Raw genomic sequence first — 23,671 nt, 5'->3', positions numbered from 1 at the left:
CCTTGACCCGCCCCGGCGGTGAGCCCAGGATCATGTGTCATGACGACGCCCGGACACGGCAGCACGGTAGACGGAGTCCTGCGGCGCAGCGCCCGGCGCACCCCGGCGCGCGTCGCGGTCGAGTACGGCGACCGCACCTGGACGTACGACGAACTCGACTCCGCCGTCTCCTGCGCGGCGAGCGTCCTCCTCGGCCAGGGGCTCACCCCCGGGGACCGGGTCGGCGCCTACGGCCACAACTCCGACGCCTACCTGATCGCCTTCCTGGCCTGCGCCCGGGCGGGCCTGGTCCACGTCCCCGTCAACCAGAACCTCACCGGCGACGACCTGGCCTACATCGTCGGCCAGTCGGGCAGCTCCCTGGTCCTCGCCGACCCGGACCTGGCCGGCCGGCTCCCCGGCGGCGTACGGACCCTGCCCCTGCGCGAGGCGGACGACTCGCTGCTCGCGCGGCTGGACGGGGCACCCGCGTACGACGGGCCCGAGCCGCGTACCGAGGACCTCGTGCAACTGCTGTACACGTCCGGGACGACCGCCCTGCCCAAGGGCGCGATGATGACGCACCGGGCCCTGGTGCACGAGTACCTGAGCGCGATCACCGCCCTCGACCTGAGCGCCGGCGACCGTCCCGCGCACGCGCTGCCGCTGTACCACTCGGCGCAGATGCACGTCTTCCTGGTGCCCTACCTCGCCGTCGGCGCGACGAACGTCATCCTCGACGCACCCGACGGCGACCGGCTCCTCGACCTCGTCGAAGCGGGCCGTGTCGACAGCCTGTTCGCCCCGCCCACCGTCTGGATCGCCCTCTCCCACCGCGCCGACTTCGCCACCCGCGACCTGAGCGGCCTGCGCAAGGCCTACTACGGGGCGTCGATCATGCCGGTCCCGGTCCTCGAACGGCTGCGGGCGCGGCTGCCGGACCTGGCCTTCTACAACTGCTTCGGCCAGAGCGAGATCGGGCCCCTGGCCACGGTCCTCGCACCCGACGAGCACAAGGGCCGCATGGACTCCTGCGGCCGTCCCGTGCTGTTCGTCGACGCCCGGGTGGTCGACGAGGACGGCAAGGACGTCCCCGACGGCACGCCCGGCGAGATCGTCTACCGGTCCCCGCAACTGTGCGAGGGCTACTGGGACAAGCCCGAGGAGACCGCCGAGGCCTTCCGCGACGGCTGGTTCCGCTCCGGCGACCTCGCCGTGCGCGACGCCCACGGCTACTTCACGATCGTCGACCGGGTGAAGGACGTCATCAACTCCGGCGGAGTCGTCATCGCCTCCCGCCAGGTCGAGGACGCGCTGTACACCCACCCCGGCGTCGCCGAGGCGGCGGTCGTGGGCCTGCCGGACGAGCGCTGGATCGAGGCCGTGACGGCGATCGTCGTCCCGCGCGGGGAGGTCACGGAGGCAGAGCTGATCGACCACGTCCGCGAGCGGCTCACGCCGTTCAAGGCGCCGAAACGCGTGGTGTTCGTGGACGAACTCCCGCGCAACGCCAGCGGGAAGATCCTCAAGCGCCGGCTCAGGGACGAACTCGCAAAGGCCTAGCCCGGCCGGACCCCCCGCTTGTGCCGAACCGCCCCCGGCCACCAGGATCGACGACATGCCGACCTTCCCCGCCCCGGACGGGACCCGGCTCGCCTTCCACGTACGCGGCGAGGGCGAGCCGCTGATCGTGCTGCCCGACGGCCCCATGCGGGCCTCCGCCTACCTCGGGAACCTCGGCGGACTGGACGCCCACCGGCGGCTGGTGCTGCTCGACCTGCGCGGCACCGGCGAGTCCGGGGTGCCCGCGGACCCGGCCACGTACCGCTGTGACCGGCTCGTGGACGACGTCGAGGCGCTGCGGATCCGGCTGGGGCTGGAGCGGATGGACCTGCTAGCGCACTCGGCGGGCGGCAGTCTCGCCCTGCTCTACGCGGCCCGTTACCCGCGGCGGATCGCACGCCTCGCGCTGGTCACCGCCACCCCGTGGGCACTGGGGTGGCCCGCGACGGCCGACGACCGGCGTACGGCGGCCCGGATGAGGGCCTCGGAACCCTGGTTCGCGGAGGCGTTCCCGGCGTTCGAGGCCTGGCTGGACGGTTCGGGCGACTTCGACCCGGTGTTCGTGCCGTTCTTCCACGGGCGCTGGGACGACACCGCCCGCGCCCACGCCGATCGCGAAGAGGCCGAGACCAACGACGAGGCGGCCGACGTCTACGGCGGGGACGGCGCCTACGACCCGGAGGCGACCCGCGACGCCCTGGCGCGGCTGGCCGCGCCCGTGCTTGTCCTGGCCGGCGGGGCCGACGGTGGACCGTCCCCGGCCCTGGCCCGCCGCACCGCCGGCGTCTTCCCGCACGCGGAGTGCGTGGTGCAGCCGGGCGCGGGGCACTACCCGTGGCTCGACGACCCGGAGTGGTTCACGCGCCGCGTGTCGGCCTTCTTCTCCTGACCGCAGGGGATTCGGGTGGCCGTCGGCGGGCCGGGCTCGTCAGGGCTGCGGGCCGTACGCCGTCATGAAACGGTCGCGGAACTTGTCCATGCCCCAACGGGGCGCGTCCTTGGCCGGCTTCAGACCGTCCGTCCAGCCCCAGTCGGCGACGCGGTCCAGGACCTTCGGGTCCTTGGCGACGATGCTGATCGGCACGTCCTTGCCGGTGTCCCCGGCGGTGACGGTCGGCACCGGCTGGTGGTCGCCGAGGAAGACCAGCACCGTGTCCTCGTCGCCGTAGCGCTCCATCCACTCGGTCAGGCTGCGGATCGAGTACTCGATGGCCTTGCGGTACTCGGCGCGCACCTTCTCCGGGTCCTTCCAGACCTCGGCCGGGTTCGTGCCCTCCTTCTTGATCCGGTGGAACACCGAGCCGTCGCCGAGGTCCTCCCAGTCGATCATGTGGGCGATGGGCGACCAGGGGTTGTGGCTGGAGGCCAGGATGATCTCCGCCATGATCGGCTCACGGTCCTTCCTGCCGTGCTCCAGGCGCTGGAAGGCCTCCATGCTGAACTGGTCGGGCACGGGCGTCCAGCTGAAGTACGGCCCGTGGTAGCCGAGGTGCTCGGAGTCGTAGATGTGGTCCAGGCCGAAGAACCGGCCTTCCGGCCAGGCCCGCCGTACCCCGGGCACGATGCCGACGGTCCGCCAGGCACCCGTCCTGCCGAAGTACTTGGTCAGCGTCATCCGGTCGCTCGTGGTCAGACTGCGGTACCGCTGCTGGTTCTTGATCCACAGTCCGGACAGGAACGTCGAGTGGGCGAGCCAGCTGCCGGCGCCCGTCACCGGCGACTGAAGCCAGCCGCTGCGCGACGCGAACCCGGCCGACTGCAGCCGGCTGGTGCCCTCCGCGAGCACGGCGTCGGTCTGCTCCGCCATCGCCGGGTCGTCGATTGCCACCCGGCCGTAGCTCTCGATGAAGGTGAACAGCACGTCCTTGCCGCGCAGTCCGGTCAGCAGCTGGTCGGGCGGTGTCTTCGCGAAGGCGTCCACGGCGGCCTGCTTCTCGAAGACGCGGGCGTCCGCCAGTCCCGCGCGGACCTGCTCCACCCGGTTGCCGATGAACTCGGCGTTGCCCTTGGTGGCGATCGGCACCGTGCCGAGCTGCAGGCCCAGGGTCATGCAGGTGATCCACGCCGTGCCGAGGATCAGGGTCGTACGGGCGGCGACCGGCCGGTGGCGCACCATCAGGTTCGTCAGCCGCACGACCGAGAGCGTGGTGAGCACGAGCACGGCGACGAAGAGGACGATCACGCCGATGACGGCCAGCACTTGGCCGGTACGGCCGAAGGTCTCGCGGAGGAAGTCGGTGGCATGCTCGATGAGGATCCAGTCCAGGACCAGGTCGAACGGCCGGGCCAGCACCTGGTAGAAGCCCATGTCGACGAACTTCAGGATCGTGATCAGCCCGAGGAACGCGCCCGCCACGACGGCCGTGATCCGCCGGGGGCGTGCGGGGAGCGCGAGCAGCAGGCCCGCGAGCAGCACCCCTTCGGCGGGGATCCGCAGGAACGAGGCGAACTCGATCCGCTCGATCCGGTTGGGCACGAGCAGCGCGAACACCACGAGCAGCCCGGCCAGCACGGTCGTCCCCACGGAGACGCCCCGCACGGCCCGCGGATGACGCAGCCACCGGCCGAACCACCGGGCCCCGGCCCCCCGCGCCGTGCCGCCCGTGCCGCCGGACCCGTCCCGCGCCTCCACCACACCGGCCCGGTCATCCGGCTTCGCCGTCACGGTGGCGTCCGGGTCCGGGTCGGGCGTGGTGGCGTCCGGGGCCGGGTCGGTCGCGGCGGTGTCTGCGCCGGGGTCGGTCGTCGCGGTGTCCGTGTCCCGGTCCGTCGTGCCCGTGTCGGCGGCGTCGTCGTCCTTCGCCCGGGGCGTCCCGTCCGGCCCCGCCGTCTCCGTGCCGGCGTCCGGTTCCGCTCCGCCCTCGGTTCGGTCCGGCTGCTGATGCGGGCGAGTGAAGAGCGACACCCGGTGGTCCTTCCGTGCGGTCGTGCGATGGCATGGCAAACAGAGCCCAGTGCCGAGCCTGCCACCACCAGTACGTCCGTACGTCACCTCGGGTTCAATCACCGGGCCGGTGAATCACCCGTCCGCAGCCGCCGCCACCTCCCGCGCCCACCGGTAGTCCGCCTTGCCGCTCGGCGACCGCCGCACCTCGTCCGTGATCACCAGCTGCCGCGGGATCTTGTACCCGGCGAGCCGGTCCCGGCAGTGCGTGCGGATGTCCTCCAGCGACGGCCGCGCCGCCCCCTCGCGCAGTTGCACCACGGCCGCCACATGGTGGCCCCACCGGGGATCCGGCACCCCGGCCACCAGCGCGTCGTAGACGTCCGGGTGGGCCTTGAGTGCCTGCTCGACCTCCTCCGGGTACACCTTCTCGCCGCCGGTGTTGATGCACTGCGAGCCCCGGCCGAGGACGGTGACCACGCCCTCCGCGTCGACGGTGGCCATGTCCCCGAGCAGCACCCACCGCTCGCCGTCCCTCTCGAAGAAGGTCTCGGCGGTCTTGGCCGGGTCGTTGTAATAGCCGAGCGGGACGTGCCCGCACTGCGCGACCCGCCCCACCCGTCCGGCCGCCACCGGCTCGTGCGTCACGGGATCCACCACCTGCGTACGGGCGTTGACCCGCACCCGGAAGCCGCGCTCGGGCCCCGAGTCCTCGGTCGCCGTGCCGTTGAACCCGGACTCCGACGAGCCGAAGTTGTTCAGCAGCAGGGCGTTCGGCACCAGCTCCTGGAACTGCCGGCGCACCGTGTCCGACATGATCGCGCCGGACGACGACACGCTGAACAGCGACGAGCGGTCGATGTGCCGCAGCGGACCGCTCAGCGCGTCGACCAGCGGCCGCAGCATCGCGTCGCCCACCAGCGAGATGCTGCTGACCCGCTCCTTCTCCACGGTCCGCAGCACCTCCTCGGGCACGAACTTGCGGTGGATGACCACCCGCTGGCCGAAGTGGAAGCCGATGAACGCGGTCAGCGTGGAGGTGCCGTGCATCAGCGGCGCCGTCGGGAAGAAGGTGATCCCGTCCCCGCCGGCCGCCACCCGCTCGGCGAGCTCCTCCGGTTTCTTCACCGGTTCGCCCGTCGGTGCACCCCCGCCCAGACCCGCGAAGAACAGGTCCTCCTGCCGCCACATCACACCCTTGGGCATCCCGGTCGTACCGCCGGTGTAGATGATGAACTGGTCGTCGCCCGAGCGGGCCGGGAAGCCCCGCCCGGGAGATGCCGCGGCCTCCGCCCCGGCGAACTCCGCACACGGCACGACCGCGGCGCCCGGTGCCGGGGTCCCCACCCGGATCAGGTGCCGCAGCTTCTCCGCCCGGGGCCGCGCCGCCGCCACCAGGTCGGTGAACTCCGCGCCGAAGACCAGCGCGACCAGATCCGCGTCCCGGTAGAGGTACGCCAACTCCTCCTCGACATAGCGGTAGTTGACGTTGACCGGGACGATCCGCGCCTTCAGGCAGCCGAGCACCGTCTGCAGGTACTCCACGCAGTTGTAGAGGTGCAGCCCGAGGTGCTCACCGGGCCGTATCCCGCTGTCGAGCAGGTGGTGACCGACCCGGTTGGCCGCCGCGTCCAGCTCCGCGTACGTCAGACGGCGCTCCGTACCCGTGCCGGGATGGTCGACGTGGACGAGCGCCTCACGGCCGGGGACGACGTCGACGACCGACTCGAACAGGTCGGCAAGGTTGTACTCCACCGCTCCTCCTGACCCCGGGGCGTGCGCCTGGCATCGGACGGTTCGCCGGTCATCAGAGCAAAGGGCGCCACAACTGTGAAGGGCCCGCACCAGAAAATCTGACTGCCTGTCAGAAAACCCTTGAAGTGCCCGACCTCCTACTGCAACCTGTTCTCGTTCCGGGAGAGGGGAGTTGGCCATGGGTGGGACGGAACACCTCACCGTGCAGCGCGAAGGCGCCACACTGGTGCTCACGCTCAACAGGCCGCAGGCCAGGAACGCGCTCTCGTTGCCGATGCTCGTCGGCCTCCACGACGGCTGGCTGGAAGCCGACGCGGACGACTCCGTCCGCTCGATCGTCCTCACGGGCGCGGGCGGTGCGTTCTGCTCCGGCATGGACCTCAAGGCCCTCGCCGGGAACGGCATGGCGGGCGAGGAGTACCGCGACCGGCTCAAGGCCGACCCCGACCTGCACTGGAAGGCGATGCTGCGCCACCACCGCCCGCGCAAGCCGGTGATCGCCGCCGTCGAGGGGTCCTGCGTGGCGGGCGGCACCGAGATCCTCCAGGGCACCGACATCCGCGTCGCCGGCGAGTCCGCGACCTTCGGCCTGTTCGAGGTGCGGCGCGGCCTGTTCCCGATCGGCGGCTCCACGGTCCGCCTGCCCCGCCAGATCCCCCGCACCCACGCCCTGGAAATGCTCCTCACCGGCCGCCCCTACAGCGCCCGCGAGGCCGCCGCCATCGGCCTGATCGGCCACGTCGTACCCGACGGCGCCGCGCTCGACCGGGCCCTGGAGATCGCCGAGCGGGTCAACTCCTGCGGGCCGCTGGCCGTCGAGGCCGTCAAGGCCTCCGTGTACGAGACCGCCGGCATGACCGAGTCCGACGGCCTCGCGGCCGAACTCGCCCGCGGCCGGCCCGTCTTCGACACCGACGACGCCAAGGAGGGCGCCCGCGCCTTCGCGGAGAAACGACCGCCCGTCTACAAGCGCGCCTGACCGAAGGAGCCCCGCGGCATGCCCGAAGTCCTCAAAGCCCCGCTCGTCGTCGAGTTCCCCTTCACCCGCTCCCTCGGCCCCGTCCAGAGCGCCTTCCTCACCGGCCTGCGCGCACGGGTCGTCCTGGGCGTGCGCACCGGCGACGGCCGCGTCCTCGTCCCGCCCGTCGAGTACGACCCCGTCACCGCCGAGGAGATCCGCGACCTGACCGAGGTCGCCCCCACCGGCACGGTCACCACCTGGGCCTGGAACCACGCCCCCCGCCGCGGCCAGCCCCTCACCACCCCCTTCGCCTGGGTCCTGGTCCGCCTCGACGGCGCCGACACCGCGCTGCTGCACGCCCTCGACGCCCCCGGCCCCGACGCCGTGCACACCGGCATGCGCGTCCGTGTCCGCTGGGCGGAGCAACGCACCGGCGCCATCACGGACATCGCCTGCTTCGAGCCGTACGACGGGGACCCGGCCGGGACGGCAGGGCACACCGGCGCGTTCGAGGACCCCGTCACCGGCATCGTCGCGCCCGCCCGCCTCGACTACACCTACGCGCCCGGCCGCGCCCAGACCGCGTACCTCGACGCCCTCTCCGGCCGCCGGACCGTCGGCGAGCGCTGCCCGGAGTGCCGCAAGGTGTACATCCCGCCGAGGGGTGCGTGCCCCACATGTGGGGTGGCCACATCGGAGCAGGTCGAGGTGGGACCGCGCGGCACCGTGACCACGTTCTGCGTCGTCAACATCAAGGCGAAGAACCTCGACATCGAAGTGCCCTACGTCTACGCCCACATCGCCCTCGACGGCGCCGGCCTCGCGCTGCACGGCCGCATCGGCGGCATCCCCTACGACGAGGTCCGCATGGGGCTGCGCGTCGAACCCGTGTGGACCGAGAGCGCCCGCCACCCCGACCACTACCGCCCCACGGGCGAACCCGACGCGGACTACGACACCTACAAGGAGCTGCTGTGACGAGCGCACCGCCGCACCGCGAGATCGCCGTCGTCGCCTTCGCCCAGACCGTCCACCGGCGCATCAGCGACGAGCTCTCCGAGGTGGAGATGCTCATGCCGGTGCTGCACGAGGTCCTCGACCGCACCGGCCTGAAGACCGCCGACATCGACTTCACCTGCTCCGGCTCCAGCGACTACCTCGCCGGACGCGCCTTCTCCTTCACCCTGGCCCTCGACGGCGTCGGAGCCTGGCCCCCCATCTCCGAGTCCCACGTCGAGATGGACGGCGCCTGGGCCCTGTACGAGGCCTGGACCAAGCTCCTCACCGGCGACGCCGACACCGCCCTCGTCTACGCGTACGGCAAGTCCTCGCCCGGCCCGGTCCGCGACGTCCTGACCCGCCAGCTCGACCCGTACTACGTGGCCCCCCTGTGGCCCGACTCGGTGGCCCTCGCCGCCCTCCAGGCCCAGGCCCTCATCGACACCGGCGCCGCCGACGAACCCGCACTCGCCGCCGTCGCCGCCCGCAACCGGGAGAACGCGGCCGCCAACCCCCACGCCCAGCTGCGCCACCGCGTGCCGCAGGGCGACTACCTCGTGCGGCCCCTGCGCACCGGCGACTGCCCGCCCATCGGCGACGGCGCCGCCGCAGTGATCCTCGCGGCCGGGGACCGGGCCCGCGCACTGTGCGCGCGGCCCGCCTGGATCCGCGGCATCGACCACCGCATCGAGGCCCACGGCCTCGGCGTGCGGGACCTGACCGACTCGCCCTCCACCCGCCTGGCCGCCGAGCGGGCCGGCGCCTTCGCACGGCCCGTCGACACCGCCGAGCTGCACGCGCCCTTCACCGCCCAGGAGATCGTCCTGCGCCGGGCGCTGCGCCTCGGCGACGACGTGACCGTCAACCCCTCCGGCGGGGCCCTCGCCGCCCACCCGATCATGGCGGCCGGGCTCATCCGCCTCGGCGAGGCCGCCGCCCGCATCCACCGCGGCGCCTCCGACCGCGCCCTCGCCCACGCCACGTCCGGCCCCTGCCTCCAGCAGAACCTGGTCGCCGTCCTCGAAGGGGAGCCCCGATGAGCAAGGAGCCCGTGGCCGTCGTCGGCATCGGCCAGACCAGGCACGTCGCGGCCCGCCGGGACGTCTCGATCGCCGGTCTGGTCCGGGAGGCCGCCCGACGGGCCCTGGAGGACGCCGCGTTGACGTGGGCCGACATCGACGCCGTCGTCATCGGCAAGGCGCCCGACTTCTTCGAGGGCGTCATGATGCCGGAGCTCTACCTGGCCGACGCCCTCGGCGCCGTCGGCAAACCCCTGCTGCGCGTGCACACCGCGGGCTCCGTCGGCGGCTCCACCGCCCTCGTCGCCGCGAACCTCGTCGCCGCCCGCGTCCACGCCACGGTCCTCACCCTCGCCTTCGAAAAACAGTCCGAGTCCAACGCCATGTGGGGCCTGTCCCTGCCCATCCCCTTCCAGCAGCCCCTGCTGGCCGGCGCCGGCGGGTTCTTCGCCCCGCACATCCGCGCCTACATGCGGCGCAGCGGCGCCCCCGAGACGATCGGCGCCCTCGTCGCCTACAAGGACCGCCGCAACGCCCTGAAGAACCCCTACGCCCACCTGCACGAGCACGACATCACCCTGGAGAAGGTGATGGCCTCGCCCATGCTGTGGGACCCCGTCCGCTACTCGGAGACCTGCCCCTCCTCCGACGGCGCCTGCGCCATGGTCCTCACCGACCGCGCCGGAGCCGCCCGGGCCCCGCGACCGCCCGCCTGGATGCTCGGCGGAGCCATGCGCAGCGAACCGACGCTCTTCGCGGGCAAGGACTTCGTCTCCCCGCAGGCCGGCCGCGACTGCGCCGCCGACGTCTACCGGCAGGCCGGTGTCACCGACCCCCGCCGCGAGATCGACGGCGCCGAGATCTACGTGCCGTTCTCCTGGTACGAACCCATGTGGCTGGAGAACCTCGGCTTCGCCGATCCGGGCGAGGGCTGGAAGCTCACCGAGGCGGGCGTGACCGAACTCGACGGGGACCTGCCCGTCAACATGTCGGGCGGGGTGCTGTCCACCAACCCCATCGGCGCCTCCGGCATGATCCGCTTCGCCGAGGCGGCGCTCCAGGTGCGCGGACAGGCCGGGGAACACCAGGTGGAGGGCGCCCGCAGGGTCCTCGGACACGCCTACGGCGGCGGATCGCAGTTCTTCTCCATGTGGCTCGTGGGAGCACGGCCGCCGGACTCCTGAAAGGTCCCGCTCACGTGCTCTGTCGGCCGTGGGACACGATCGCTAGGCTGGCCGCGGACGACGCAATCGGGAGGAGCACGGACGTGGCCGAGACCACCACCCAGCAGCGCCCGCTCATGGGCTGGGACAAGCCGGATCTGGACCTCAGCAAGGCACAGTGGCAGTCCAGCAGCCGTGGCCTGGGGGATGTGCAGATCGCCTTCGTGGAGGGCTTCATCGCCATGCGGAACAGCGCCCGCCCCGAAAGCCCCTCCCTGATCTTCACGCCCGCCGAGTGGGGCGCGTTCGTCTCGGGAGCGCGGGAAGGGGAGTTCGACCTCACCTGACGTGGGGGAGCCGACCGCCCGGGGCGGCCGTGTCCGACGGCCGATCCGGGGGTGTTCCGACCGCGTTTTCCGGACACGCGACCCGAGGCAGCCTCCCTCGGCCGGCCCTGCGTCAGGCTGGCACCGGGGAGGGAACGGTCGTCACCCGGAAGTGAGGCACCCATGAGCACCCTGCCCGTCGTCGCGGCGGTCGACGGTTCGGACGACAGTCTGCGCGCCCTGGAGTGGGCCGTCGAGGCGGCCCTCGGGCGCTCGGCCCCGCTGCGCGTGGCCCACGTACGCCAGTACGCCCACTGGGCCCAGCCCGAGGTCCTCGCCGCCGGGCCCGCCGACCCACGGCAGGACCCCGTCCTCGACCGGGTCCGCGCCCGTCTGGAGAACCGCACCGGCCTGCCGGACACCGAGTACGTCGGCCTGGAGGGCGCGACCGGCGTGGTCCTGCCCGAACTGGGCACCGGCGCCCAGCTGCTGGTGCTCGGGTCCCGGGGCCGCGGCGGCTTCGCCAGCCTGCTGCTCGGCTCGACCAGCCTGGCCACCGCCCGGGACGCCGAGTGCCCCGTCGTCGTGGTGCCCCGGCCCGGACGCGAGGTGCCCGACGGGGCGCCGGCCGGCCCCGCCCCGCGCGTGGTCGTCGGGCTCAAGGTCGACGGCCCCGACGACGCCACGCTGGAGTTCGCCTTCGCCGAGGCCGCCCGGCGCGGGGCCCGGCTGCAGGCGGTCGCCGCCTACCCGTGGCCGGCGCAGCCCTGGATGCTGCCCGGGGAGATGCCCCCGCCGGTCGTCGACCAGGACGTCGTCGAGGACGAGGCCCGGGTCCTCGCCGAGGGCTTCCTCGCCCCCCACCGCGAACGGCACCCGGACGTCGAGGTCCAGCCGCTCCCGGCGGCGGGGGACGCGGCCGGGCACCTCGTCGCCGCTTCCCGGGACGCCGACCTCGTCGTCGTGGGCCGCCACCGCCGGCACCTGCTGGCACCCGCCCGGATGATGGGCTCGGTCACCCACGCCGTGCTGCTGCACGCCGCGAGCCCGGTGGCGGTGATCCCCCCGGCACCGCCGGAGGACCGGCCCGAGCGGTGATGGACAGGGACCCGCCTGTCATCAGGACCGTGCGGGAACCGGGATCCTGCCGGAAACCGGCCGCGCCCGCCCCGCGGCAACCGGGCCCGGGTGGCTCGTCGCCGCCGTCGGCACCGGATGAACGCCCGGGGCCGTTCCGGCCCGATCGAGGCGCCGCCCGCCCGACACTTCGCAGGCCCGGGCACGTACCATGGCGACATGTCGTTCCTCCGCCGCCGCAGCGCCACTCCCGCCGGGCCCGACTTCGACGTACTGGCCATGGACCCGGGCGACTGGCCCGGCAACCTCGGTGCGGGACTGCTGCCCGCGCCCGACGGCACCTGCCAGGGCGTCTTCCTGCGCTACGACCTGTTCGGCGGCCGGGGCCCGGCCATGATCATCGGCAATCTGCCGGAGGGCTCCCCGGCCCGCGACGTCCCCGAGGGCGAGGTCCCCTTCGAGGTGGCGCAGCTCCTCCTGGCGCTGGAGAACGACGAGGAGGTCACCGTCGTCGGCACCGAGGACGTGCCGGTGATGCAGGGCGACAACCTCCTGATCGTGCGCCGGATCAAGCTCTCCGAGAGCCGGATCTCCTGCGTGCAGTTCGACCGCAGCGACAACGTCCTGGTGACCATCGCCGCCTGGGACCGCCCCATCACGGACGATCTCTACGCTCTCCTCAAGCCGCTGCCCGCGGAGCTGTTCCAGCAGGGCTGACCCGACGCCGCGGCACGCCCGCACACACGAAGCGGCCGCTGTGCGCCCGACCGGGCGCACAGCGGCCGCTTCGTCCCCGTCAGCGAGTGCCGACCGCCGCGCGCACGGCCCGCCGGGCCAACTGGCAGTCGTCGTGCAGCCGCCGCAGCAGCAGCCGCTGTTCCTCGCCGGACGGCGCAGCACCAGGATGGGCCGAGCCCGGTGCCGCCGGGGCCGTGTCGTGCATCGAACGCTGCACGGCCGTCTCGTACGTCCGGATCTCACGCGTCAGCACCAGCATCAGGTTCACCAGGAAGGCATCCCTGGACGCCGGGCCCGCCGACTGTGCGATCTGGCTGATCTGCCGCCGCGCGACCGGTGCGTCCCCGAGCACCGACCACAGCGTCGCCAGGTCGTAACCCGGCAGGTACCAGCCCGCGTGCTCCCAGTCCACCAGCACTGGACCGGCCGGTGACAGGAGCAGGTTCGACAGCAGGGCGTCGCCATGGCAGAACTGGCCCATGCCCTGCCGCCCGGCGGCCTGCGCGATGCCGTGCAGCAGCTTCTGCAGGTCGCCCAGGTCGCGGTCGGTGAGCAGCCCCAGCTCGTGGTACCGCGCGATCCGGGCCGCGTAGTCCAGCGGGGCGTCGAACGTGCCCGCCGGCGGCCGCCAGGCGTTGAGCCGGCAGATCGCGCCGAGCGCCGCCCTGATGTCCGCCCGGGGCGGTGCCTCGGCCGGGTGCCGCTGGAGGGCCGCCACCCGGCCGGGCATCCGCTCGATCACGAGCGTGCAGTTGTCCGGGTCCGCCGCGATCAGTCTCGGCGCCCGCACGGGAGGGCGGTGCCGGACGAACGAGCGGTACGCCGCTATCTCGTGGCGGATCCGCTCGGACCAGGCGGGGGAGTGGTCCAGTAAACACTTGGCGACGGCCGTGCTGCGGCCGGTCGTGCCGACCAGCAGCACGGAACGGCCGGTGCGGCGCAGCACCTGGACCGGGGCGAACTCCGGACAGATGCGGTGCACCGACGCGATCGCCGTGCGCAGCTGCGTGCCCTGGGGGCCGGACAAGTCGAGTCTCCCGCTGAGCGGTTGGGTGCCGAGCACCGCGCCGCGCCGAGCCCTGCCCGCTCCGAGCACGGGGGCCGCCGGCCGCGCGGGGGCGAGGTAGGGGCCGCTGTCCGTGGGACGCGGGTGGAGCGACCGGGGCGGTGCGGACACGGAGGACGATGCTGCGTACATGGGCGAAACAGATCCCTTCGTGTGCCTGCGACGACAGCGCTCACCCGGCCCGGAAGCCCGGAAGCACCCTGGGGAATGTCCCTGCGGCGACCGGGTCGGGGTGGCGCGTTCCTACCTGACACCGGATGGCCGGTGGCACACCATCTGGCGCACCCTGGCGAACCCTGGCGAATAGTCGCCCGGCAAGTCTCCCCGGGCTACTGTCAACTCAGCCGAGAACCTGGGGGCTTGACGTGAGCGGACAACCCAACACCCGGCTCGCGGACCTGTTCGGCCTGGCCGGCTGGTCCAAGGGCGAACTCGCGAGGCTGGTCAACCGGCAGGCGGCGGCCATGGGCCACCCCCAGCTGTCGACCGACACCTCCCGGGTGCGGCGCTGGATCGACATGGGAGAGATCCCGCGCGATCCGGTGCCGCGGGTGCTGGCGGCTCTGTTCACCGAGCGTCTCGGCCGTGTCGTGACCATCGAGGACCTCGGTCTGGTCCGGCACGGGCGTGCGGGGAAACGGCAGGGCGGCGGGAGCCCGGAGGCTCCCGACGGTGTGCCGTGGGCGCCCGAGCGGACGGCTGCGGTCCTCACCGAATTCACGGGAATGGACCTCATGCTCAACCGACGCGGCTTGGTGGGCGCGGGCGCCGCGCTCGCCGCGGGATCCGCACTCAGCAGCGCCATGTACGACTGGCTGCACTCCGACCCTGCCCTGGCTGCCGACGCCCCCGACCTCGACCATCCCCTGCACGCCGACCCCGCTGGGTTCGACCGCTACGAGGCCGCCCCCATCGGGTCGCAGGAGATCGAGGAACTGGAGCGCTCGGTCGAGGTGTTCCGCGCCTGGGACGCCGCACGCGGCGGCGGGCTCCAGCGCAAGGCCGTGGTGGGCCAGCTCAACGAGGTGGGCGGCATGCTCGCCTACCGTCACCCACCCCATCTCCAGCGGCGCCTGTGGGGCGTCGCCGCCAACCTGGCCGTCCTCGCGGGCTGGATGTCGCACGACGTCGGTCTGGAGCCCACGGCCCAGAAGTACTTCGTCATCGCCGCGCACGCGGCCAGAGAGGGCGGGGACCGGCCCCGCGCGGGTGAGGCGCTCTCCCGCGCCGCCCGCCAGATGGTGCACCTGGGCCGGCCGGACGACGCCCTGGACCTGATGAAGCTGGCCACGTCCGGCTCGGGCGAGGAGGTGCTGCCCCGCACCCGCGCGATGCTCTACACGATCGAGGCCTGGGCGCAGGCCTCCATGGGCAAGGGCCAGGCCATGCGCCGCACGCTCGGCCGGGCGGAGGACCTGTTCGTCTCCGACAAGGCCGACGTCCCCCCGCCGGACTGGATGCAGACCTTCAAGGAGGAGGACCTCTACGGCATGCAGGCCCTGGCCTACCGCACGCTCGCCGAGTTCGAGCCGGGCGCGGCCGCGCACGCCCAGCACTACGCGGAGAAGGCACTGGCCCTGCGGGTCGACGGCCGGCAGCGCTCGAAGATCTTCGACTACCTGTCGATGGCCTCGGCCTGCTTCATCGCCGACGACCCCGAGCAGGCCGACCGCTACGCCCGCCTGGCGCTGGTGTCGATGGGGTCCAACTCCTCCCACCGGACCTGGGACCGGCTGCGCCAGATGTACCGGCTCACCGCGCAGTACTCGGGCTATCCGAAGATCCAGGAGCTGCGGGAGGAGATCAAGCTCGCCCTGCCGAAGACGAAGGGCAGGGGAGGCGCCGCCGCACAGGCCTGAGGCGCTATGACGTGACCTTGGCGACGAGCACGCAGGCGTTGTCCTCGCGCTCGCCCGAGCCGAACTCCTCGACGACTGCCCGGACGCAGTCCTCCGCGTCGGCGGACCCCGTCAGGCGCGGCGCCAGACCGAGGAGGAGATGCGCGGCCGCGGCTCCGGTGTGCCCGGGTACCAGCCCGTCGGTGTGCAGGAGCAGCAGATCACCGTCCTGGAGGGTCTCCTCGGCCTGCCCGTACACGGCGCCCGAGGTGGCGCCGAGCAGGACGCCGTCCGGGGTGTCCAGGACACGCCCCGTCCCGTCGCGGAAGAGCAGCGGGGCGGGGTGTCCGGCCTGCGCCCACACCAGGGTGCGGGTGGAGGGGCGGTAGCGGCAGCAGACGGCGCTGCCGAGGGCGGGTTGCACGGTGGCGTCGAGTAACTGGTTCAGCCAGGCCATCAGCTGTCCCGGCCGGGCGCCGGCCATCGCCATGCCGCGCACGGCGCCGAGCAGCATGGTCATGTTCGACGTGACCCCCACGCCCTGCCCGGTGAGGTCGCCGACGCTCAACAGGGTGTCGCCGTCGGTCAGTTCGAGCGCGTCGTACCAGTCGCCGCCGATCAGGGTGCGCGTGGACGCCGGCAGGCAGCGGGCCGCGAGGTCGAGACTCTGCGGTCCCCGGCGGGGGAGCCGCAGCGAGCCGCGCCACGGCGGCAGTACGGCCTCCTGCAGCTCGACCGCGAGCCGGTGCTCGGTCCGCGCGGCCTCCCGCTGGTGGTGCAGCGAGTCACGGGTCTCGCTCACCACCCGCTGGCTGCGGCGCAGTTCGCTGACGTCGCGCAGCACGGCCCACATCGAGGCGGTGCTCCCGTCGGTGTCGAGTACCGGTTCGCCCATCATGTGCACGGTCCGGACGCCTCCGTCGGGGCGCGTGATGCGGAACTCGCCGTCGATGGGCCGGGCGTCGACGAGGCAGTTGGTCACCATCGCCGTCAGCCCGGGCCGGTCCTCGTCGAGCACCAGGGACGGCAGCTCGTCGAGGGTGAGCGGGGCAGCGGCGGGATCGCGGCCCAGGATCTGGTACAGCTCCCCGGACCAACTGGCCTCGTCCGTCAGGAGGTTCCACTCGGCGCTGCCGACCCGGCTGAGCAGCGAGCCTTGGGCGGGCGCGGCGGGTTCCGGGTCCGGGGCCGTGGGGAGGGGGCCGTCGCGCAGCTGGGCGAGGTGCTCGTCGAGGTCGTCGAGCTGATGCAGGGCGAGGTCGCACAGGGCGCGCTGCCAGCGTCCGCGCGGGTGGTCCGCCCCGTCGCCCTCGGTGTCGCGGCGCACCGCGTCCACGTCGCCCTTGAGCCGTCGCGTCTGTGAGATGAGCGCGTCGACCGAGCCGCGTCCGGGCGGCTGGGCGGCGGGGCGGTCCGCGGAGAGGTGGGACGGCATGACGCACTCCGATGCGGGACGGTACGACCAGGGCGGACGGAGGGACCGTTACGACTGTCGCACAGCCCGCGACGCCCTGTAAGGGATTTGGCACCACACGATACGGTGGTGCTTCTGGCATATGCCACCGTCTCGCAGGGTTACTCCGAGGTAGCCGGGACGCATGTCGCCCGGAGTGCCAAGTCGTAGATTACACAGGGTATTTGACGCCTCGTCGGAGCGAGCGGACGCCTCCTGTGTGCGTTCGACGACCAGGTGTTCGATGCCCGGGTCTCAGTACCGCAGGACCCCTGCGATGCCGTCCGCCTCACCGAGTGCGCCGTCCGGTACGAAGCGGACGTCGGCGCCCGTCTCCAGGCACTGCTCGACGATCTCGTCCACGATGTCCTCGCGCGAGTCGAGGTCGCCGCTCTCGGCGAGGATCAGATGGTCGCCGGCGTCGCGGGCGGTGACGCGGTAGTTCTCCTCGACGGCCAGCAGCCGGACGCGGCCGTCCCGGGCGCTCTGCCACAGCTCGTCGACGCCGGCCGCGAACGCCCTTCGTCCCCGGGCGGTTTCGAGAGCCCGGGTCACGTCGTCCGTGCTGCTGCGGGCCTCCGCCTCCAGGACCGGACGCAGCGCCTGCCACACGGCCTCGGGCGTGCCGTGCGCCAGCCCGCCGTGCGGGACGCGCACCGCTGCCGCGGTGGCGCTGCCGGCCTCGTCCAGCAGGGAGAGGGCGGCGGGTTCGCCGGTGACGTAGAGCCGGCGCGGATGGTCGCGCAGGACGGCACCCATCGCGGTGTCGGTCTTGCGCAGGAACTGGCGGGTGCGCTCCTCCCGGAAGGCGCTCGGCTGGTCGCCGATCCGCTGCTGCCGCTCGGGGTCGAAGTTCTCCACGCGCCGCGTCAGGGGGAAGCCGCCGAGGCGGGCTTCGGCGACGCGGTCGACGCCGCCGCTCCACAGGGTCGCGCGGTCGGCGGCCAGCGAGAGCGCCCAGAACGGCCGTCCGGCGGTGTGCGCCGAGACGAGATTGCGGGTGAGGAAGGTGTCGGAGAGGACCACGCGTTCGGGCACGGACCGGGCCAGCGACCACACCTGGTGCTCCCCGGGCGCCGCGAAGATCGCCAGTCCGTCCTCGGCGTGGGTGAGGTCGACCTCGGACAGGGCCCGGTCGAGGTGGTGGGCGACCTCGGCACGCCGCTCCCGGCTGACCGCCGGATCCGCCTCCAGCTGCCGTTTGGCCTCGGCCACCACGTTGCGCAGCCGGACCTGGTCCTGGGCGCTGTAGGGCTCGCGCCGGTGGGTCGGCGTCAGCACGGAGACCGCGGGGTAGGGGCGCGGGCGCCGCAGCTCGGCAAGGGTCGCGGGACTCAGATCGTGCTCCATGACAGCACGATAGAACCGATTCACCTTCAGGGCATTCGGGGCATTCTCGCCCTTCTCTCCCAGGCCCGGACGCCCGGGAGTTGGGGAAGTTTTTGCCGCTGGCGGATTCCCGACGGCGAGGGCCCCGGGGGAGAGCGGCTCGCCGGGTATTGCGCTTGCAAAGAGCGGCTGGAATCGGGGGGTGCCGAGCCGGCCACGGAGGAGCGGCTGGGGGTGGGTGAGTTGACCGCGGTCGGTCGATGTAACAGGCTCGAAATGTAAATGGCCAGTACAACTACTTTGCGGGAGGTACGTGTATGTGCGGCATCACCGGCTGGGTCTCCTTCGACTGTGATCTGCGGGCCGAGGCCGCGACCCTGGACGCGATGACCGAGACGATGGCCTGCCGCGGTCCGGACGACCGGGGCGTCTGGGCCGAGGGCCCCGCCGGACTCGGGCACCGCAGGCTCGCGATCATCGACCTGCCCGGGGGCCGCCAGCCCATGACCGCCGCGACCCCGCACGGCACCGTCGCCCTCGTCTACTCGGGAGAGGCCTACAACTTCACCGAGCTGCGCGGCGAGCTCGCCGCACGCGGTCACCGCTTCACCACCGACTCCGACACCGAGGTCGTGCTGCGCGGCTATCTCGAATGGGGCGACGCCGTCGCCGAGCACCTCAACGGCATGTACGCCTTCGCCGTCTGGGACGGCCGCACCGACCGGCTCCTGCTGATCCGCGACCGCATGGGCATCAAGCCCCTCTACTACCACCCCACCCCCGACGGCGTCCTGTTCGGCTCCGAACCGAAGGCGATCCTCGCCAACCCGCTGGCCCGGCCCCGGGTCGGCCTCGACGGTCTGCGCGAGCTGTTCACCATGGTCAAGACGCCCGGGCACGCCGTGTGGGAGGACATGCGCGAGGTCGAGCCCGGCACCGTCGTCACCGTCGACCGCACGGGCGTGCGCCGGCACGTCTACTGGGAGCTGCGGACCCGGCCCCACGAGGACGACCGCGCCACCACGATCAGCACCGTCCGCTCCCTGCTCGACGACATCGTGCGCCGCCAGCTCGTCGCCGACGTGCCGCGCTGCACCCTGCTCTCCGGCGGACTCGACTCCTCCGCCATGACCGCCCTCGCCGCCCGGCAGCTCGGCGCGCACGGGGAGAGGGTCCGCAGCTTCGCCGTCGACTTCGCCGGCCAGGCCGACCGTTTCGTCGCCGACGAACTGCGCGCCACCCCGGACACGCCCTTCGTGCACGACGTGGCCCGCGCCTGCGGAACCGACCACCGGGACATCGTGCTCGACCCGGACGCCCTCGCCGACCCCGCCGTCCGCGAGAAGGTGATCAGGGCGCGCGACCTCCCGGCCGGCCTCGGCGACATGGACGCCTCCTTGTACCTGCTCTTCAAGGCCATCCGGGAACACTCCACGGTGGCCCTGTCGGGCGAATCGGCCGACGAGGTGTTCGGCGGCTACCGGCAGTTCTTCGACGAGGAGGCCCGCACGGCCGACACCTTCCCCTGGCTGGTGGGCTTCGGCCGGCACTTCGGCGACGACACCGAGGTCCTGCGCCCCGAACTGGTCAAGGCCCTGGACCTGGAGACGTACGTCGCCGACGGCTACCGCTCCGCCGCGGCCCGGGTCGAGCGCCTCGACGGCGAGAGCGACCTGGAGTTCCGGATGCGCCGGATCAGCCACCTCCACCTCACCCGGTTCGTGCGGATCCTCCTCGACCGCAAGGACCGCGCCAGCATGGCCGTCGGACTGGAGGTCCGGGTGCCGTTCTGCGACCACCGGCTCGTCGAGTACGTCTACAACGCGCCCTGGGCGCTGAAGTCCTTCGACGGCCGGGAGAAGAGCCTCCTCCGGGAGGCGACCGCGGACCTCATCCCCCGGTCCGTCTACGACCGGGTCAAGAGCCCCTACCCGTCCACCCAGGACCCGCGGTACGCGGTGGCCCTGCGCCGGCAGGCCGAGGACCTGCTCGCCCGGCCGGACCATCCCGTCTTCGACCTCGTCGACCCCGAGTGGCTGCGCCGTGCCGCCCGGGACGACACGCCCGTCAGCGGCCAGGCGGCGCGGCGCGGCCTGGAACGGACCCTCGACCTGGCGACGTGGCTGGAGCTGTACGCACCCGAGGTCGCCCTCGGCTGAGGGCGGCCCCGGGCCCGCACCGGCTCACTCGGTGTCGTGGTCGGAGCCGCAGGAGCTGCCGTCCGGCGGGAGGGTGCCGTACAGCAGGAAGGCGTCGACCTTGCGGTGCACGCACGTGGAGGAGCCGTAGCCGGTGTGGCCCTCGCCCCGGTTGTCGAGCACCACCGCGGACGACCCCAGCCGCTCGGCCGTCTCCACCGTCCAGCGGTACGGGGTGGCCGGGTCTCCCCGGGTGCCGACCAGCAGCATGCGCGGTGTGTCGACGTCCTTGACCTCGTCGCGGATGAAGTCGGTGCCCTTGGGGCGGCCGTAGCACATCAGCACCTGCGTGAGCCGGTACTGCCCGAAGACCGGTGAGGCCTGCTCGTACCGGGCCCGCAGCCGGTCGAGATCCCGTTCGACCTGGGCGGCGCCGGGGCGGTCGGGATCGTCCGCGCAGTTCACCGCCATCAACGCCGCCGGCAGGTTGTCCAGGGGCACGTCCTCCGGGTCGGTGAGCCCGCGGTGGACCCTGCCCAGCGGCGGGAGCGTGAAGCCGCCGTACAGGAAGGCCTCCAGGCCGCTGGTGTCGCCCTCCTCCAGCAGCCGGGCGACGGCCCGCTGGAGCGAGGGCCACAGCTCCCTGCTGTAGAGGCCCTGGCCGAGGGCGCCGGCGAAGTCCTGCCCGGAGAACGCCTCCCCGAAGTCGGTCGGCACCGGGTCCTCGTCGAGCGACTTCACGACCTCGACGACGTGCTCCTGGGCCTCGCGCGCGTTCTGCCCGAAGGGGCAGGCGATGTCCTCCGTGCACCAGGTGAGGAAGTTCTCCAGCGCGGTCTGCTGCCCGCGCGCGCTCACCACGCCCTGCTCGGCCAGCGGCTCGGTCAGCGTGTCGACGCCGTCCAGCACCATGCGGCCGACCTTCCCCGGGAACTGCGCCGCGTAGACCGCGCCGAGCCGGCTGCCGTAGGAGAAGCCGAGGTAGTTGAGTTTGCCGTCACCGAGCGCGTCGCGCATGACGTCCAGGTCGCGGGCGGCGTTCACCGTCCCGATGTGGGGCAGGACCGGGCCCGAGTGCTCGGCGCACTCGGCCGCGGCGTCGCGCAGCTTCTCCAGCACGGCCTGCGGATCGGTCACGTCGGCGTTGCCGTCGGTCGCGTCCAGGGCGTCATCGGAGGCGTTCCCGCAGCTGACGGGGGAGGAGCGGCCGACGCCGCGAGGGTCGAAGGAGACCACGTCGTAGCCGTCGGTCAGGTCCATGAACTCCTTGCCGGCGAGCGCGAGCTGGCCCACGCCCTGGCCGCCGGGGCCGCCGAAGTTCAGCAGCACCGAGCCCCGCGAGGCCCCGGTGGCCCGGTAGCGGGCCACGGCGAGGTCGAGCGTGCCCCGCTGCGGCCGGTCGTAGTCGAGGGGGACGGTGACCTTGCCGCACTGCAGGTCCTTCGGCATGTCCGGCCCCGCGCAGCGGGACCACTTCACCTTCTGGTCGTAGAAGCGCTCCAGGCCGGGCGAGGGGTCGGCGGCGGTCGGCAGCCCCGTGCCCAGCAGGGCCAGTCCGCACGCGCCGGCGACCGCGCTGCGCCGGATCGAGGGGCGCGTGGACAGCTTGGCCAGCATCGATGCCTCCAGGGACGCCCCACGGCGCCCTCGCCCACGATAAGCGTGCCCCGACGGGCGCGCCTCCGGGCGGGCGGGGCGGGCGGACCTGGCCTGCCCTGCACGGTTTCACCCGCGCCTTTCGTCGCGCATACGAAGGTTTTTACCGCTAGTTCGACAACCGGGCCGCTCGATGGAGTGAAAGGCCGATTAGCCATAACTCGGACCGGGCGGGCCGCGTTTCATCTCGTGCGGGTGAGTGCCCGCGACGATGTCTGGAAGGCAGGGAACCTATGAAGCGGGTCACCCGAAACGGTGTGATCGCCGTCGCCGCCGCCTCCGGCGCGATGGCCATGACCGTCCCCGCGTACGCCGGTTCCGGGGCGGACGGCTCAGCGGCCGGCTCGCCCGGGGTGGTCTCCGGCAACACCGTCCAGCTGCCGGTGCACGTCCCGGTGAACGTGTGCGGCAACACCGTGAACGTGGTGGGGCTGCTGAACCCCGCCGCGGGCAACGCCTGCGCGAACAAGGACGGCCGGGCGGCCGAGCGGCCGGGGCGCTCCGGCGGCGCGGCCGCCGAAAGCCGGGGAAAGGATTCGCCGGGCGTGGTCTCCGGCAACGGCGTCCAGCTGCCGGTCGAGCTCCCCGTCAACGTCACCGGCAACACGGTGGACGTGGTCGGCATCGGCAACCCGTCGACCGGCAACCAGTCCTCCAACACGCCCGGCGACCGCCCGGTCCGGCCGCACGACCCGGCGAAGCCGCCCGCCCCGGAGCCGTCCGCCCCGGAGCGCCCCCGCCCCGCTCCGGAGCAGGTCCGGCACACCACTCCCCAGCAGGCCCGGGGCGCCCTGGCCCACACGGGCACGGACCACACGCTGCAGACCGTCGCCGCGGGCGCCGCGCTGGTGCTCGGGGGAGTGGTGCTGCGCCGGCGCTTCCGGCCAGCCGGGAACGGGGACACGGACAGCTGACCCACGCATGATCCGGCCGCCGGCCGTGTGCCCCGGCCGGGACGGAGGCCACGGGCGGTCGGCGCCGGGCGGCTCAGGCCGCGTCCGCCACCCCCGTCAGCAGCACCATCCCCGAGTCGCCGTAGTCCGGCAGCGTCGGGTCCGCGTCGACGTGGGTGATGTCCAGGTCGCGCGTCAGGGGCGTGAACACCTCGGTGATCGTCGCCGGGTCGACCGGGCAGCCGGGCCAGCGCGAGGCCGGGCCGATGCGGTAGGTCGGCATGTTCTCCATGAACGCGGCCACCAGCGGGCCGCCGGGGGCGACCGCGCGGACGAAGGCACGGCAGAAGTCGGCGAACTCGGCGAAGTCCTCCGTCACGCTCTCCGCGACGAAGTGCATGGAGCCCAGCTCGTACCGGCCCGCCGGCAGGGCCCGGACGTCGGCGTGGACGATGTTCACCGGGGCCAGCGCCCCGGCCAGCGTCGCCGGCACCCGGGGGTCGAGCCGCCGGCACAACGCGTGGAACGGCAGCCAGCTCGCGTCGGTCCGGTGGCAGATCTGGTCCTGGAGGTAGGCCACATTGCTCGCGCCCGCCTCCACGGCGTCGATCCGGCGGCACGCGGCGGACGCCAGCATCAGCGGATAGAGGTTGGGCCCCGCCCCGAACTCCACCGCGCGCGCGATCCCGCCGGCCGGCAGCGCGCGGTAGAACGCGGCGTGGTGCGCGATGACGGCCGCGTCCGAGGCGTGCACCTCGCGGTAGTTCTCCGCGAGGTAGTCCGCGACCGGCCAGCGGTCCCAGTCCACGTCGTCGTTGTGCGTCGTCATGGCCG

General features: G+C 73.0%; 19 protein-coding genes. 12 read left to right on the top strand and 7 right to left on the bottom strand.

Annotation, left to right across the window (positions count from 1 at the left end; translation table 11 throughout):
- Window positions 1-39: 39 nt before the first annotated feature.
- Entirely contained in the window at window positions 40-1,542 is a 1,503-nt protein-coding gene (locus tag CHR28_RS03180; protein ID WP_094051882.1) for an acyl-CoA synthetase, read from the top strand.
- Between the two features lie 55 nt (window positions 1,543-1,597).
- Window positions 1,598-2,431, top strand: a complete 834-nt coding sequence (locus CHR28_RS03175) for an alpha/beta fold hydrolase (protein WP_094051881.1) — start codon at window positions 1,598-1,600, stop codon at window positions 2,429-2,431.
- A gap of 39 nt (window positions 2,432-2,470) precedes the next feature.
- On the opposite strand, the gene CHR28_RS03170 is transcribed toward CHR28_RS03175, so the two are convergent.
- Complete coding sequence (locus CHR28_RS03170; protein ID WP_094051880.1) at window positions 2,471-4,447, bottom strand: sulfatase; 1,977 nt, start codon at window positions 4,445-4,447, stop codon at window positions 2,471-2,473.
- Window positions 4,448-4,561: 114 nt separating this feature from the next.
- Complete coding sequence (locus tag CHR28_RS03165) at window positions 4,562-6,181, bottom strand: acyl-CoA synthetase (protein ID WP_094051879.1); 1,620 nt, start codon at window positions 6,179-6,181, stop codon at window positions 4,562-4,564.
- A 178-nt stretch (window positions 6,182-6,359) separates the two neighbouring features.
- Between CHR28_RS03165 and CHR28_RS03160 the strand changes: the two genes are divergently transcribed.
- The 7 genes from CHR28_RS03160 to CHR28_RS03130 all read left to right on the top strand — a co-directional run bounded on the left by CHR28_RS03160 (window position 6,360) and on the right by CHR28_RS03130 (window position 12,443).
- Window positions 6,360-7,160, top strand: a complete 801-nt coding sequence (locus CHR28_RS03160) for a crotonase/enoyl-CoA hydratase family protein (RefSeq protein WP_094051878.1) — start codon at window positions 6,360-6,362, stop codon at window positions 7,158-7,160.
- 18 nt (window positions 7,161-7,178) lie between these two features.
- Complete coding sequence (locus tag CHR28_RS03155; RefSeq protein WP_094051877.1) at window positions 7,179-8,120, top strand: Zn-ribbon domain-containing OB-fold protein; 942 nt, start codon at window positions 7,179-7,181, stop codon at window positions 8,118-8,120.
- The gene (locus CHR28_RS03150; RefSeq protein WP_094051876.1) at window positions 8,117-9,181 is read left to right on the top strand and encodes a thiolase domain-containing protein; all 1,065 of its coding nucleotides are present in this window, start codon (window positions 8,117-8,119) and stop codon (window positions 9,179-9,181) included. The genes CHR28_RS03155 and CHR28_RS03150 overlap by 4 nt, the downstream gene beginning before the upstream one ends.
- Complete coding sequence (locus CHR28_RS03145; RefSeq protein WP_094051875.1) at window positions 9,178-10,344, top strand: thiolase domain-containing protein; 1,167 nt, start codon at window positions 9,178-9,180, stop codon at window positions 10,342-10,344. Before CHR28_RS03150 ends, CHR28_RS03145 begins: the two co-directional genes overlap by 4 nt.
- An 83-nt stretch (window positions 10,345-10,427) precedes the next feature.
- On the top strand, window positions 10,428-10,670 hold the full coding sequence (locus CHR28_RS03140) for a DUF397 domain-containing protein (RefSeq protein ID WP_094052129.1): 243 nt from the start codon (window positions 10,428-10,430) through the stop codon (window positions 10,668-10,670).
- A 162-nt stretch (window positions 10,671-10,832) separates the two neighbouring features.
- Window positions 10,833-11,747 carry a universal stress protein gene (locus tag CHR28_RS03135; RefSeq protein ID WP_094051874.1) on the top strand — a complete coding sequence of 305 codons (915 nt, stop codon included), beginning with the start codon at window positions 10,833-10,835 and terminating at the stop codon, window positions 11,745-11,747.
- Between the two features lie 198 nt (window positions 11,748-11,945).
- Complete coding sequence (locus tag CHR28_RS03130) at window positions 11,946-12,443, top strand: hypothetical protein (protein ID WP_094052128.1); 498 nt, start codon at window positions 11,946-11,948, stop codon at window positions 12,441-12,443.
- Window positions 12,444-12,522: 79 nt separating this feature from the next.
- On the opposite strand, the gene CHR28_RS03125 is transcribed toward CHR28_RS03130, so the two are convergent.
- The gene (locus CHR28_RS03125) at window positions 12,523-13,662 is read right to left on the bottom strand and encodes an aminoglycoside phosphotransferase family protein (protein WP_094051873.1); all 1,140 of its coding nucleotides are present in this window, start codon (window positions 13,660-13,662) and stop codon (window positions 12,523-12,525) included.
- 233 nt (window positions 13,663-13,895) lie between these two features.
- Here CHR28_RS03125 and CHR28_RS03120 point away from each other — a divergent pair, with 233 nt between their 5' ends.
- On the top strand, window positions 13,896-15,389 hold the full coding sequence (locus CHR28_RS03120; RefSeq protein WP_094051872.1) for a DNA-binding protein NsdB: 1,494 nt from the start codon (window positions 13,896-13,898) through the stop codon (window positions 15,387-15,389).
- Between the two features lie 4 nt (window positions 15,390-15,393).
- Here the strand turns inward: CHR28_RS03120 and CHR28_RS03115 are convergent, their stop codons facing one another.
- On the bottom strand, window positions 15,394-16,803 hold the full coding sequence (locus tag CHR28_RS03115; RefSeq protein WP_094051871.1) for a PP2C family protein-serine/threonine phosphatase: 1,410 nt from the start codon (window positions 16,801-16,803) through the stop codon (window positions 15,394-15,396).
- Window positions 16,804-17,076: 273 nt separating this feature from the next.
- On the bottom strand, window positions 17,077-18,171 hold the full coding sequence (locus CHR28_RS03110) for a baeRF3 domain-containing protein (RefSeq protein WP_094051870.1): 1,095 nt from the start codon (window positions 18,169-18,171) through the stop codon (window positions 17,077-17,079).
- 296 nt (window positions 18,172-18,467) lie between these two features.
- On the opposite strand from CHR28_RS03110, the gene asnB reads away from it, so the two are divergent.
- Window positions 18,468-20,309, top strand: a complete 1,842-nt coding sequence (gene asnB, locus CHR28_RS03105; protein ID WP_094051869.1) for an asparagine synthase (glutamine-hydrolyzing) — start codon at window positions 18,468-18,470, stop codon at window positions 20,307-20,309.
- Between the two features lie 24 nt (window positions 20,310-20,333).
- On the opposite strand, the gene CHR28_RS03100 is transcribed toward asnB, so the two are convergent.
- Entirely contained in the window at window positions 20,334-21,905 is a 1,572-nt protein-coding gene (locus CHR28_RS03100) for an alpha/beta hydrolase (protein WP_094051868.1), read from the bottom strand.
- A gap of 272 nt (window positions 21,906-22,177) precedes the next feature.
- On the opposite strand from CHR28_RS03100, the gene CHR28_RS03095 reads away from it, so the two are divergent.
- Window positions 22,178-22,858, top strand: a complete 681-nt coding sequence (locus CHR28_RS03095; protein ID WP_094051867.1) for a chaplin — start codon at window positions 22,178-22,180, stop codon at window positions 22,856-22,858.
- Window positions 22,859-22,931: 73 nt separating this feature from the next.
- Here CHR28_RS03095 and CHR28_RS03090 read toward each other — a convergent pair whose 3' ends face one another.
- Window positions 22,932-23,666 (bottom strand): methyltransferase, encoded by a 735-nt coding sequence (locus CHR28_RS03090; protein WP_094051866.1) that lies wholly within the window; start codon window positions 23,664-23,666, stop codon window positions 22,932-22,934.
- Window positions 23,667-23,671 lie beyond the last annotated feature (5 nt).

The organism is Streptomyces sp. XY006, from assembly GCF_002237655.1.
Classification (GTDB): Bacteria; Actinomycetota; Actinomycetes; order Streptomycetales; family Streptomycetaceae; genus Streptomyces; species Streptomyces levis.
Note: the sequence above shows the minus strand (reverse complement) of the source record. Positions and strands in the feature narration are given on the sequence as shown.

Bases quoted from the DNA above. Each gene is read 5' to 3' on its own strand.
- CHR28_RS03180 (WP_094051882.1), top strand. From the start codon at position 40: ATGACGACGCCCGGACACGGCAGCACGGTAGACGGAGTCCTGCGGCGC.
- CHR28_RS03175 (WP_094051881.1), top strand. From the start codon at position 1,598: ATGCCGACCTTCCCCGCCCCGGACGGGACCCGGCTCGCCTTCCACGTA.
- CHR28_RS03160 (WP_094051878.1), top strand. From the start codon at position 6,360: ATGGGTGGGACGGAACACCTCACCGTGCAGCGCGAAGGCGCCACACTG.
- CHR28_RS03155 (WP_094051877.1), top strand. From the start codon at position 7,179: ATGCCCGAAGTCCTCAAAGCCCCGCTCGTCGTCGAGTTCCCCTTCACC.
- CHR28_RS03145 (WP_094051875.1), top strand. From the start codon at position 9,178: ATGAGCAAGGAGCCCGTGGCCGTCGTCGGCATCGGCCAGACCAGGCAC.
- CHR28_RS03135 (WP_094051874.1), top strand. From the start codon at position 10,833: ATGAGCACCCTGCCCGTCGTCGCGGCGGTCGACGGTTCGGACGACAGT.
- CHR28_RS03130 (WP_094052128.1), top strand. From the start codon at position 11,946: ATGTCGTTCCTCCGCCGCCGCAGCGCCACTCCCGCCGGGCCCGACTTC.
- CHR28_RS03125 (WP_094051873.1), bottom strand. From the start codon at position 13,662: ATGTACGCAGCATCGTCCTCCGTGTCCGCACCGCCCCGGTCGCTCCAC.
- CHR28_RS03115 (WP_094051871.1), bottom strand. From the start codon at position 16,803: ATGCCGTCCCACCTCTCCGCGGACCGCCCCGCCGCCCAGCCGCCCGGA.
- CHR28_RS03110 (WP_094051870.1), bottom strand. From the start codon at position 18,171: ATGGAGCACGATCTGAGTCCCGCGACCCTTGCCGAGCTGCGGCGCCCG.
- asnB (WP_094051869.1), top strand. From the start codon at position 18,468: ATGTGCGGCATCACCGGCTGGGTCTCCTTCGACTGTGATCTGCGGGCC.
- CHR28_RS03100 (WP_094051868.1), bottom strand. From the start codon at position 21,905: ATGCTGGCCAAGCTGTCCACGCGCCCCTCGATCCGGCGCAGCGCGGTC.
- CHR28_RS03095 (WP_094051867.1), top strand. From the start codon at position 22,178: ATGAAGCGGGTCACCCGAAACGGTGTGATCGCCGTCGCCGCCGCCTCC.
- CHR28_RS03090 (WP_094051866.1), bottom strand. From the start codon at position 23,666: ATGACGACGCACAACGACGACGTGGACTGGGACCGCTGGCCGGTCGCG.